Genomic DNA, 13,493 nt, shown 5'->3' with positions numbered 1-13,493 from the left:
CAGGATAGTATCCCTCCCACGGGTAATCCCTCAGAGACATCTATCTCAATATTGAATCTGGCCTATAATAGAAATTGCCCCTGAAAATTATCTCCATGCGAAGGAAGAGTCTATATTAGATCAACTGAGAGCTAGATCGTCAATTCCGAGAATCTCTATCTGATCTGCGGTATCATCTTCGCTTCCTTCTTGACTTCCACCACGACGCGGATTGTCCACAGCAAGACCGACGTTACTCACGATCGGCGGCCACTCCTTCTGGGCGAATTCCTGTTTCCATTTGTTCGTCCCAACAGCCCGTTCGACCCAATCAGACAAGCTGATCTTCTCCTTGTAATCGTAATGCCGCCCCCCTTCGTAGACATACAGATCACCAATAGACGACATCCCAGACTGTGTTATTGCCTGTTCAAGGAACTCGCTGGTAGAATATACGTTTACAGTCGGATTGATGCCGTAAGAGGCGCTGATCCCGTTGGCTGCAATCGATCGTAGGTTTTGCTGAAGATTGGATTGGAGTTCCTCGTTCAGATCGTCGTCAACGATATAGTAGATATCCGAGTCGATAAATCGATCCTGATCAGTTGATTGGACGTTTATCTCCCGGCAAAGGTGGAAAACAGTGTGGATAGTCAGATCATCGTGAGAACCACCGTTTGACTTCTTTCCGTGTTTTCGAAGAAGTTCACGGATATGCTTTATTTGCCGTAGGCTTCCGATCACCTTCGCAAGATCCTCTTGTTGTTCAGATGTCTGAGATCGAAGCCGATCCCCGTACTTCTCTGAGATTTCCTCTTTAACTGAATCATATGCTTCGCAATACTGTGGGCTCAGCTCGAAGCCGATAGAGCGACGTCCCATAATGTCTGCCACAGCAGGCACCGTTCCCGAACCAGCGAACGGGTCGAGTACTATAGAGTCCTGTTTCGTGGTCAAGCGGAGAATTCGCTCCACAAGCGCGGTGGGGAACGGTGCTGGATGATCCAGTGAATCAATTCCACCAAATGAACCCTGAGGAGGGGTTACGTGCTCCCAGATATTGTCCGGAACCTTACCTCGTGGATGATACCTTTCCGGATATTCGACCCACCACTGTTTGAACTGTGTCGGATCTGCTATACGTGTCTTGTCAACGTCAAACTCGAAGGAATCAGTTTTGCTGAAGCACAGGATGTACTCGAAGACGTTCCTGAACTGGCCGTCGCTGTTGTAGGGTAAGGCCCGGGTTTTGTTCCAGATGACGATATCCTGCAGCAACCATGAATCCGACTTACGGTTATGAGTGTAGTCACATTCGCGGCAGGTGAGCTGATGATCAAGTTGGTCTAGTCGTAGCGAAGAGCCACACTCAGGACATTGTTCTATCCCTGATAGGTTCTGACAAATAGAAGCAATATCATTCGGAAGCTGGACGATTTCACCGTTGTTCTTGAACGTGTTCACCACCACCCAAAGAGTTCCGGAATCTTTGGTAACGTTGTATACCTGCTTGAAGACCTCTCGCATCTCCTCAAGATACTGGTCGTATGAACCGCTTTGACCCAGCTGCTCCTCCGCTTCATACCCATAGTCCTTGAGGTCGAAGTACGGCGGTGAAGTCAAGGTTGCATCGACAAAACCGCCTTCATCGGGAACATCATCAAATCCTCGAAGAGTCTCTTCCAACTGCATCGAATCCTGCTGATGAATCTCAAAAAGGTCATCAGCAGCGGAAAGACTGGGCGTATCGATAGTGAGACCGATGTCAGCCGCTCCGGAAGAGGTCTCTGTAGAGTCTACCTCTTTCACTGAAGTATTTTCAGCCTCCGACTCGGACTCGTCATATGCTTCGTCATACCGCTTCCCCTCAGGCTGGTACTTGTCGCTGGAGAGGATTTCACACAGATTCTGCCATAATGTGCTGTTAGTATCGACACGAACCTTCTTGTTGTCCGTTGGAACCTCGTCCGTCCCTTCCTTCGGGAAGATACGGACTTCACCCCCGAAATAGTTGTACTCGTTATTCCTGATCAGGTCGAAAAGATCAGTGAATACCGAGGTCATCAAGATACGGCCATTAGCATAGATATCGACACCCTGCTTGGACTGGTTGGGTCTGAATCTGGTTCTGAACCGGCCACTTGTAGTGAAGAGACCAGGATAGTCGTCGGCCAGCTCACTGGTCATCGCGTCGAAATCAAGCGTCCCACGTTCGAACTCTACGTCATACACTGCACCGTCATCACCCTCTATTTCAAACGAGTCCTCCGCGTAAGGTGTCGGCGGGTCTTGGTCGTTCGACACGTACTGGGGGAAGATTGGGATAACAGGTAGAGAGCCGCTCTTCCCGTTAGTCTCATCTTCATAATCGATGTATATTTCGTTCTCAGGGTGAACGGAGAGCAGCCGACGGAACTTGACTCCGAGCAGCTCTCGTAGTGTCTGGGCTTTGATTTCCAGTGATTTGGCTGATGGCCAGACGTCGTTATCGAACTTGGGTCGGCTACAGCTGACGTGGACACGGGTTCCACTTTCGTATTCACCGAGACTGTGATCACCGATACCTAACCCATCAATCCAGGCATCATCATCAGCATGAGAGATAGGCAGGTCTCCGGTGATAGGCCCATCAACCCGGTATCTCTCTGACCCACTGGTCTGGGTTACCAGTGTAAACCATTCGTTCTCCGGTGTGGGATTAGCCTGCGACAGAGTTTCCTCGAACCAAGCAAGACTGGCTTTCAGACCCCAGCCAACGTTATTCAGGATACCGTTGGATTCTTTCTTGTTCCCGGTTCGGAAGATTTCATTCTGAAGAGCTTCCCTGCTGATACCTGGTCCATTATCGGCAATAGTCGTTCGGACAGTGTTCTCGGTGCGTCGAAGCGTGATTACTATCTTAATCGGGGTCTCCGGATCATCGAAGTATGCCTCGTTCTTCACCACGGACGAGACCGAGTTGTCGATTAGTTCCTGGAGCGCATCCTGATACCTTTCGTGCTGCTTTGCCATTCCCGAGGCCAACGTGGAGAGTTCTACCTCGGAATCGCAGGTCGCCCTTGTCTGCCGACTCATAGTTGTCTCCGAGGAGAGGAAGATTCACTAGCTGAGAACCGCTTAAAAGCAATCTTGTTGAGCGCCAACGCGTTATCGGAGATAAATCCGGGCTGGCGGTCCGAAGCAACCATTATAACAGACTCCAATTGATCTAGGTGTTTTAAGTTTTCTGATCGTTCCTGACACGTTTCCCGGACTAGTTCCCTAGTGACAGTGCTGTAGGCCTGTGGATAGAGGCCAGGGGTTCTTTGATGTTATATGGGTGGAGGTTATTTACTACGTACGATGGGTGAGACTTCGGATTCCGTCTTTGATATCCATCAAGCTGATGCGCGGAATCTAAAATATGAACTCGAAAAATGGTTTGAATCAACCGAGACAGTGGTAGATGCAATCATTACTTCGCCTCCTTACGCCGATATGCAGGACTACGGCGACCAGGAAGGACAAATAGGCGAACAACTGTATGAGGACTTTCTCGAAGACCTACGTACCATTTTCAAGCAGTGCTACGATGTGGCCTCTGACGAGAGTACACTGTGGATTGTCACAGATACCTTTCGTCGGAACAACCGTATTGTCCGTCCTCCGTTCGATATCGCTGATGAGCTGGAAAATCTGGAAAAGCGCCGTCTCTGTCCTGACGAAGACTGTAATGGCCGACTTCAACGAGACAGAGGAACCGGAATGCTGCACTGCGACATCTGTAATGAAGAGGTCAATCCTCTCGATGAATCTTGGCAGCTGAAAGACCATCTTATATGGAACAAGCAGCGGACGCGTCCCTGGAGGAAAAAAGGCCAGCTACGGAACATCTACGAACATATCTCGATGTACGCCAAGACGAATGATTACAAGTACAACGCTGACTCCATCCGCATCCAGGACACAGACGAATTCGGCCGATGGTGGGTGAATTACCCAGAGAGATACCACCCGAAGGGAAAATTACCTGAGAACATATGGGGGTTCCCGATCCCCAAACAGGGAGAGTGGGGACCCAAACTCAACTACCATCCAAGCCCGTTTCCGGAACCCCTCGTCGAACGAATTATCAAGTTAGCTACAGACCCCGGCGACATAGTCTTAGACCCGTTCGCCGGCGTTGGATCCACACTGGCAGTGGCGGAACGACTAGACCGTCGTCCAATCGGATTCGAACTCAACGAGGACTTCATCGAACACTATCATAAACACGTTCTCCCCGCTATCGAGGAACAGGAGACTGAACAACAAACTGAACAGCAAACCCTATTTGGCGAAGAAGGCAGCCACAACCTCAAATATCTCATCTGGGCACTTCGCATCCACAAATACGCTTTCCGACTGCAAAGAGAACTAGTTAGCAACGAGGAAATCGATATCCAACGGAAAGACATCAGCTCCATGCTAGCAGTGACTGACCCGGAAACTATCGGTATTGATACCAAACCACAGACACAGCTGCACTATCTCGGAACCGACAAAGTCCGGGAACTCAATGACATATTCGGCCAAGCAGCAGAAAACTTGATCTCAGCAAACAGAGGGTCTGGAGACTATTACGAAGTTGACTTCGAACTAAACGCACATCCTGTCGAGGACTGGTTCGAAGAGACTGCTCCCCAAGTACTCGATCTCTCATCGATCAATCCCCTCTATGTCTACCCTGACGGAATACACCATTGGTACCAAACGGAACTCACCTTTGATCTGTGGAGATCGATGGTTGAAAACGGCGAGTGGAAGCGATATCAATCCACCCACTGGGTACCTCTAGTGTCGAATCTTGGCATCCAAGTTGAAAACCCGCAGCAAGAAGTCGACGAGATGGATGGAAAACAGACAGTGCTCGGAAACTTCGACGAGACCAACTAAGATCGCTTGTAGTCCGCCTCCCCACCCCGAGTGTCCAGCTGAATTTCCCGCGTTGATAACGGTCTAAACCCGACCTAGATTCAGCCAGGAATATTGGTGAGTCCCACTGTAACCGCAGCTACACCTGATCAGAAGAGATTTTCCAATAATTCTGTCTCGTCGTTTGCGTTTAGTTCACGGAGCAAATCTCTTCGTTCCTGTTCCCGTTCTTGTTTGTCGTGCCAGTGCTGCTGTTTCTCCTCCCGTATCTGTCGGTAAGATTAGGATATCTGCTGCTTCGACTGTTCCCGTTTACTGTTCCGACCCCGTCTCTGCTTATATAAGGATTCCAACCGCTCCTTGTACCAATCCAGCTTGGACTCTAATTCGTCGACGATCTCTTCGTGGACTTCGACGCGTTGCTCCAGTTGTTCCTCCATTCGTTCCCGCTCCTTTTCGAGACGTTGCTGCTCCTTCTCAGAAGATTCTTCCAGCAGTTCTTCGATATCAAAACCAGTGGATCGGTCGAGGTAATCCATCCCCCACAGTATATGAGACTTGGAGCCGGTTGCCAGATATGCCTCGCCCTGTTGCAGAATCCCCCTGTATTCTCTTGCCTTCTTACGGTACAATTCCGGCAACTCCTCTACTTCTGCCACACACCAAGAATTGACCTCCTTCAGAAGTTCCTCGGCCTTGTATAGACGGCGTGAAAGAACTCGCGTCATACAGTACCAGTGAACGGGATATCCATAGATTTCTGATCCAAGGCTAAGTTACGGATGAGGATCAGAAGCTGGTTCCTACGTCTTTCCGATCTGTTGAATCTCCAGAACCGAGAGTAGCTACGGTAGGGATCTCTTAACTAACATTGAAGTTGCTTGCGCTGTCCCTCATTATTATGACCTCTGAAGAGGGTTCCTCGTCTGTATTACACACATCTTCTCGGCTCGTAACTGATGGGGGTGAATCTCGCACACCCAGAGGCTCGTGTGAGACCACGATGCAGCTTCAGGATGTTGCATCTGGTCTTAGCCACCAGTACACGAATTTTATCGACGCTCTGCAGGAACCAATCGACAACAGCGTCTCAGCAATAGTCAAGAACGAAGACTACTTCGATGAACTCACAGAGAAGGAAGACGATGTCGTCGAAATCTGTATCTCGATAATTAAAGAAGGAGATCTCGTCTGGTTTATCGTCGCCGATAACGGACCGGGTATTCCATATGACACACTTCAACGGGATATCTTCATACTCGGTGACGAGAGTTCCTCCGACGGCATTCTAAACAACGTTGGATGGGGATTGAAGCAAGCCGTCGCGTGGTTCGAGAATCAAGTGAACATTAACGTCGATATCGAAGATTCAGCGAGAGACAGTAATTTCCGGATTATCACCCGGTCCGAAGAAGATGGGCTGCTCAGTGTAGGCGGCCCAATCGATGGCTCACTCCAAATCTATGAAGAGCGGGATAACTCTCTGTGGACTGATGGGTTGCAGGGAGATTCTCTGGAGGCTGAGGAAACTGGAACCCGCGTCTATCTCCCTTGTACCCTTGACCGCGTTGACGAGGATTTGTGGAAGCAGGGGCCGGCCGATCTTTCGACTCGCCTCCACGCATTACAGGAACGCCTCGGACTGCAATATCGATATCTGCTGAAAACACGGGAAGATAACCGGATTACCATCCGCTACGAAGACAAGGACGATGGTACTACGCAAGTCTATGAAGTCCCGCCGCTGGATCTGGAATACGATACTGAACTCGATCCTGACTATCCGTTAGTAGATGAATTCGAGATAACTGCCGACGGTGTCACCTACGACGTGACATATGAGCGCGGGATGATCGATTACGAAGAAATCTGTGCTGCTGCGGAGGAAGCAGATAGTGGCTTAGTTACGAGCGGTAACAAGTTGAGGTGGTACACTCCATCACAGGCAACGGCGGGTGTCGATGTCTACGCGAACGGCCGCATCCTGATGTTTGGAGAACTGGACATTTTCGACCGTAGCTATAATCCTGCACTCAATTATTTCGGAGGCGTTGTCCGAATCATTCCACAGAACAATAGCGATGAGGTACCGACCGAGAACAGAAAAGTTGCAATCGATCGAGGAAGCGAACTCTGGCATAACCTGGCTGAAAAACTCCGTGAATTAGGTGTCGAAGAGAAGCGATACGACGATGACGAAGAGGAAGAAAGGGAAGAGAAACCCGACGAAGGCGAAAAAGGAGACGGAGAAGAAGAAGGAGACGGTAGTGGTGAGGAGGAAGAAGGCGGCGAGGAAGAGGAAGAAGAGGATAGCGATGGGGGAGGCGATGAAGGTGAAAATGGAAGCGATGAGGGAGAAGGTGAGGAGGACGCCGGCGATGAAACCGACGAAGAAGACGAGTCGGAAGACGATACAGAAGGAGATGACAATACCGACGGGGAAGATGGAGAAGACGGGGAAGATGAAGAAGACAGGGAAGATGGAGAAGACGGGGAAGGAGAGGATGAAGGCAGTGGGGAAGAAACGGAAGAGGACGAAGATGAGTCGGAAGAAAATGGTGACGACACCGGTTCAGATAGCGTAGTTGAACAGCTGAAAGACGCGAATCCAGATCATAGCTTTGAACAGGATCAGGTCTTCGATGGTGCAGAAGTCGATCTCGTCGAAACGCAGGAAGACGATTCAGTAATCCTGTGGGTCATCAAATCGGAGACCGCTACGCCAGCAGATGCGTACACGCTGGCAATGGTACAGAACCACTACAAACGCGAGAACAGTAGCCTGTCTGAAGTACGTCTAGTCGCTCCTGACGCTTCCTCAGTCTTCGAGACAGACCTCAGCGAGCTACAAGACTATAACGACCTGCAAGGAGACCCGTACTCCATCGCATACAAACCCGAGGACGAGATTTAACCAGTAGATACCAAACCGGAACTGCGATAAGCAACAAGTGGCTCTACCCTGGAAGTAAACCCGGTGCTGCGCCTCAAGTCACTCGACTGGAGATGTACAACTTCAGGCGAAGTAGAGGCAGTCTCAAAGTCCTGAGTTACCAGGACCTTTTCTACAACCGTTCCCGATCCAGAGTCGTCTAAATATTGCGGATCACCACTACTGCTGGAGTCAGGGTACCTGGCAAACTTCGCGTACTTTGCTAACTCGCGGAGCCCCTCTCGAATAGTATCCCGTCTACTGCTTCGCTTGACCTCACCAATGATGACTCGATCGGGCGGCTCCGAATCCGGCGAGCGATCATAGTACTCCTCGAAAATGAAATCAGGTTGCCCTGTATAGATCACCCAATTGATACCCGAACCATCAAGCAACTCCCCGAAAGTCTGTTCGTACTCTCTCAGTGCCGCCTGTTCCCGCTGCAGGAACCGATGCCCGTAATCACGATCCCGGTCTATTGGTTCTGAAAATGTAACAGAATCACCCTGCCGACGATGATACACTCGAATCTCGCAATCCTCACGGGAGAGATGGGCGAACTTGGTCGCTGTCGATTCTAGACGTCGCAGAGACAGGTTGTTGATTGTCTCGTAGGCACGGAGAAGACGGCAAAGCACAAACAGTTCAAAAAGAACCTCTTTCCGCCCGGGTCGAACAACTGTATCCGTCAGGAGTTGCCGGACACTATCGGAGCCGAAGTTATTCTCCTGTAAATCCTCGTACGTCGTGTAAAGCGAGTAAGCATTTTGGTACAACGGTTTACGAGACTTTCGGGCGGAAGATAGGATACGGCCGGACAACTCGAATTCATCGGGATTTTGTATACGGTTCAGATGGACGTTTTTCGAGCGTGTTCGCTGAAACCTTGTAATAAGTTCGTCTGACCACCGACCTGTCCGCCAATCATAATCAATCTCGGTCAGCTCCGACGTCACAATATCTGAGACTATCTCGACCAGCTTCCTGAGAACAAGATTCTCGGGAAGGTCATATTCAGCTACAGGTGTATTGCATACAAATAACGTCGGATCATCGGGATTCTGCTCATACCGCCGCTCGAAGGTCCGATCCCAATCTACACTGCCATGAATCTCTCCCTTGCTTTCAGACTTCACTCGGCCGTGTTCAGTCGAGATGCGCCGCAAACGATAGGGAAGGTCTTCTACGAACTCGACAACAGACTCAGAGAGCGCAAAATGGATATCTTTCAACCGATCGAAATTATCGATATCCAATCCCTCATACTCCAGATCTCGATTAAGCTCAGCTCTTGAAATCGACCCTCCATTCAGATATGGAGTCAAATCCTCCACAATCTCGTCAACCAGACTATCTGACTCCGAACTACTCATCGATAGTTATCCCGTAGAAATCCTCAGCCTTCCGATGAAGACGCTGCGTCTCCAAATGAACTGTAACGGTGTCATCATCGACGGTTTCAGCTGTATCATCCAACTTGAGAATCAACTCCTCAAGATTATCCTCTCGAAGCCCCTCTAGCTGCGGAAAGACCAGCATCGTGATCGCATCCGTCAAAGGTCCTTGGTAGAGTTCAGGCCGGATGCGTGATCCAGAATCCTCATCTTCCCCGGCGTCATCTCCATTCTCCGATTCCGATTCTGTATCTTCTTCTGACTCCCCCTCACCGTTCTCCTCGGATGGAAGCTCGGGCAAGCATCCCAGCTCATCCTCTATAGACTCATAGAGATACTGGATGATATCAAGGATAATCGACGGCCCCAAGGTCCGGTGCTTATTGATCCGCCCCCAGAGAACGCTTAGTTCCGCTTGAAGATTCTCACTCGCTAGCATACGCGTTTCCTCCGAACTCAATGCAATTGCGTAACTTTCCTCGGCCGTTGGATCAAGATGCTTCGTTACGAATTGTCCATTCTTCTCCAAGTCAGGTACTCCTACGTGGATGAAGTTGAATCGGCGAGTGAACGCATAGGATAGCTCATATAGTGATGCCTTATCCGACGTATTCATCGTTGCAATCAGCCGCCAGGACGGAAGCACCGGATAGGTGTCTATAGATTCAGCAATCTCAGCCAGTGACCGGCCAAAGTGGGTATCATCCTCAGCGGAAAGCGGTGTAACTCGAACCGGCTCCCGATTCTCATACGGCAGTTCCACTTCTTCTCCAGTCAACACCGAAAACAGCCCGCCCATCGCCTTGTCGATGTCAGCACGGTTCAACTCGTCAATAAGCAACCACCGATTCCGAAGATCTTCGCCATCGCGGAAACATTTGAGAAACTGCCCAGGCTGAAACTCTAACCCCTGTTCCGTTTTCGACGGCGAGTATCCACCTACCGTATCGAACGATGTCCAATCAGCCGACGCCGTCGTAAATTGGTAGTCATCCACAGTCTCGGCAAGCGCAGTATTTGTTGCGTGCTCACAAACAGTTCGAGCTAATCGGGTCTTCCCTGTACCTGGCGGCCCGGTAAAGATGATGTGTTTACCGGCAGCTAACGTCGAATTGATCTGCTGTTGTAGACTTTCTTCTTCACCCGGATAATAAAGCGGTTCATCAGACAAATCAAAACCCAGCCTGTTGATCGTTCTATCATACCGGCTCTCAAGGAACCGCTCAGCCGGATTTTCCACCAAGTCCTCAAGAAGGACTCTGACTGATTCCCACGGCGTGAAATGAACTCGTCCCTGCCTGATCTGATAACTGAACTCTATACTGCGTAAGTCAACATCCGAATTCAACAGTAGGCCTACGTAATCCTGGGGATGATATGACTCATCGAACGGCGAATACGCATACCACAGCCAAACTCCGTCAACTTCATCTATGCTGATGCTGTGAGCTGCAGTAACGACGGAGTATCCAATAAATTCTCGCTCGCTGTGATGTACAAGAACATCACCTTCCCCGAGTGAAGCGAGCTGCTCACCGCCCTCAGAAGATTCTCGGCAGAATATGCAACCCTGAGCTAAGCCGATCTTGTCCGGTGTTGTGGATTCGAACTCAGTTTGATCCAACCAGACACAAGTAGGCGGATTATCGTCAGACTGGCCGAGAAGATCGTCCAGCGAAGGTTCAGCTGCAGTACTAACAGATTCTACAAACTTCGAGAGACTATCGTATGATTCGAGTAACGTCTCTTTAGCCTCATCATCAATGCGAAGGGTTTCAGGCGACGACGCTTCACTCCCGTATCCTAACTCTTCATATAGGTCCGAGACTGACAGCGACACTGGTACCAGTTCTTGGAGCAATAGCAACTTGCTGAAGGATGATTTTCCCCATAGCTGGTCTCCAAGTTCCTCAGATTCAGCAGTAGCTGCAATGACCGTAAACCCTACCACAGCATCAGAATGAGTAAACAGCACGACATCGCCCGCATCTATCTGATCGAATACCTCCGAATCCTCAGCCTCGTCAAGACTCCAAACCCGACGCACTTCGTCTAGCTCCTCCTCACCAAAGACATCCTCCAGCTGAACAGATCCCTCACGGTCGCCAACCGGGCGAACAACTGTCCCCACAAAACCTGAGATACGTTCTTCACCGACTTGACAGCGGAATAGATCTGCATCAGCCATATGTGTCTCAAGTGAAAACGCCATACCCCATCATCCAGCGACACACTGATAATTCTTGGCCGTATAGACTCAGTCGATCAACCCATCTGGTCCAGTCGCTCCAGCTTTTCCAGTACGCCTTGCTCGTCCAGTTCGGCGAGTCTTTCCAATACTTCCTGCTTCTCTTCCTTGTCTTTCTCTTGTTCTAGGTCGAGTGGTCGTCCGCACGTAAGGCACTCGCTGTGTCCGGACTGGTTCTGGGTTCCACAGAACGGACATTCGACGTCCTGTTCTTTTTCAGTTTCTGAGTCGAGGCCGTATGGTCGCGGATTGCTTTGTTGACGTCGTCGTTGTTGAGGTGGACGTAGACTTTTGCTCGGTCGCTTCCCAGTGTCCAGCCGGCGAACTTGTTCAACTAGTCACACCGTTAAAGTCGCAACCTCTGTAAAACGGGCATACTACGATGTGAGAGGAGTGGGTGTGTTACTGACCGCGAATAAAAGGATATCTCGGTGAAGAATTCTGATAATTTTCGTGACCAACTCCAGATAGAATTCTATATTGACCCAATTGATACAGCCGGTACCAAATGATTTGATTGAAACATTAATTTTGGGCCGATAGCAGATACTGACGGTGAGTTCTTTACTGTGGTCGCCTATTCAGAGACACTCCAAAGTAGCGAGTTTCCAACCTTGCGACTGCTGACCTGTCCCTCGTCTTCGAGAGACTTGAGCCTTGTATATGCCGTTCGCCGGGTACATCCTACTTCCTCAGCTATCTCTGACGTGCCCGCCAGACCATCGAGTCGCCGAATGGCGTCTAAAAAATCAGAGTCTAGATAGCTTGTTGTATATTTCCCAGATTCCTCCTCTCGGTCTTTCCCCGGCACAGGAATCGATTCGTAGACATCACCTATGTAGGTGATGGGGAAACTTATACCATTACACAAGATAGGAGATGGTGTAGAAACCCAGTTCCGTTGGGCGTGGATTCGCGAAAGCGCCCGAGTGCTAGGGACACTCGGACTGGGTTTCAAACAGTACGTGAGAGCCCATGAAAAGATCAAATCCGTCGAAGCAAAAGATTGTCGATGACCATCTAATTGAATATATAAGAATTGAAAAATTGTGATCGGGGAAGGGGCCGCGGCTTGCAAAGCCTGTGGCGAGAAACTCCGGGAAGGCGGGGCGCTCACCGCGTTGGTCTTCCGGCCGGCCGACATCCGGCCTTCCGAATCGCGCACGCAAAGTGCCAGGCCTGCCGGTTTGAACCACCTGAGCACTTTACCCGCGGCATGCGCGAGCTCGAGGTAGGCGGCCGGGTAGGCACCTGCTAAGATGTTTGCACCCAATCGTCCTGCCCGGTCTTACTGGACCCACAGCTACGCGCGGTGAGCCCGGCCGAGACGACTCGCGTCCGCCCACTCCCGGGCAATGCGTGGTGGCGCCGGCCGATCGCCGAGAGCGCCTACTTCACGGCCGCAGATAGCGCACCCTCTCGCCACCCGTGGCACCGCCCGTTTGTGTGGACTTCTGAGGAGTCGGCCGCCGACGGACCCAGTAGCGAGAGTCACACTCTCCAGACCCCGCCGGCTGGTGATGGCCGGCCCGCCCAAGCGCGTTCCAGCTGACCGCCCGAGAGGTTCTCAATCATTATGCTCGGGACCACGAACCGTTGTTTGACGATACTCACCAGAATATACCCGAAGAGATGTTTCGCAGGCCTTACTCCAATAGCGAATCCGGCGAGATATAGAATGTTGCGACAGAGACACTCCCCCGAAATATCCACATTAGAGGTTACTATCCAAAAATCCCCAGAGTGGCAATCTTACTAGCAAAGGTTCAGTATCTATAACTCGTATCTCACAGTATGCCATACTGCCCGAACTGTGGTAGCCGAATTGAGTCGGATTACCACTACTGTGCATCCTGTGGACAGGCATTGTCCGAGATTTCAGAGTCAGAGAGTGATCCACCGATGGCAGTCAATAGGGATGGATTCCTTTCATTGCGTTCGCTCTCATACGCCAGTAAGCTGCTAAACGGGGAGCGAGAACTTGACTATGATTGGCCGTGGTGAATCGCTAGACGTAGCTTGATTTCACTGTTTCACTGCCTGGTTG

7 protein-coding genes are annotated in these 13,493 nt (G+C 50.5%); 3 read left to right on the top strand and 4 right to left on the bottom strand.

Going from position 1 to position 13,493, the window contains the following annotated elements:
* Nucleotides 1–120: 120 nt before the first annotated feature.
* The gene (locus E3374_RS02610; protein WP_136687462.1) at nt 121–3,054 is read right to left on the bottom strand and encodes a DNA methyltransferase; all 2,934 of its coding nucleotides are present in this window, start codon (nt 3,052–3,054) and stop codon (nt 121–123) included.
* Nucleotides 3,055–3,321: 267 nt separating this feature from the next.
* Between E3374_RS02610 and E3374_RS02605 the strand changes: the two genes are divergently transcribed.
* Nucleotides 3,322–4,893 (top strand): DNA-methyltransferase, encoded by a 1,572-nt coding sequence (locus tag E3374_RS02605; protein WP_136687460.1) that lies wholly within the window; start codon nt 3,322–3,324, stop codon nt 4,891–4,893.
* Between the two features lie 260 nt (nt 4,894–5,153).
* Here the strand turns inward: E3374_RS02605 and E3374_RS02600 are convergent, their stop codons facing one another.
* Entirely contained in the window at nt 5,154–5,531 is a 378-nt protein-coding gene (locus E3374_RS02600; protein WP_136687458.1) for a hypothetical protein, read from the bottom strand.
* Between the two features lie 344 nt (nt 5,532–5,875).
* Here E3374_RS02600 and E3374_RS02595 point away from each other — a divergent pair, with 344 nt between their 5' ends.
* Entirely contained in the window at nt 5,876–7,786 is a 1,911-nt protein-coding gene (locus tag E3374_RS02595; protein ID WP_136687456.1) for a sensor histidine kinase, read from the top strand.
* Here the strand turns inward: E3374_RS02595 and E3374_RS02590 are convergent.
* Complete coding sequence (locus E3374_RS02590; protein WP_136687454.1) at nt 7,783–9,177, bottom strand: hypothetical protein; 1,395 nt, start codon at nt 9,175–9,177, stop codon at nt 7,783–7,785. The two genes, E3374_RS02595 and E3374_RS02590, sit on opposite strands and share 4 nt — an antisense overlap.
* Nucleotides 9,170–11,410, bottom strand: coding sequence for an AAA family ATPase (locus E3374_RS02585; RefSeq protein WP_136687452.1), 2,241 nt, complete (start codon nt 11,408–11,410; stop codon nt 9,170–9,172). Before E3374_RS02585 ends, E3374_RS02590 begins: the two co-directional genes overlap by 8 nt.
* 1,830 nt (nt 11,411–13,240) lie before the next feature.
* Here E3374_RS02585 and E3374_RS18055 point away from each other — a divergent pair.
* Entirely contained in the window at nt 13,241–13,450 is a 210-nt protein-coding gene (locus tag E3374_RS18055; RefSeq protein WP_136687447.1) for a zinc-ribbon domain-containing protein, read from the top strand.
* Nucleotides 13,451–13,493 lie beyond the last annotated feature (43 nt).

Source organism: Halorhabdus amylolytica, from assembly GCF_004944975.1.
Taxonomy (GTDB): Archaea; Halobacteriota; Halobacteria; order Halobacteriales; family Haloarculaceae; genus Halorhabdus; species Halorhabdus amylolytica.
The sequence above is the reverse complement of the archived record's forward strand: the minus strand, read 5'-3'. Positions and strand labels throughout refer to the sequence as shown.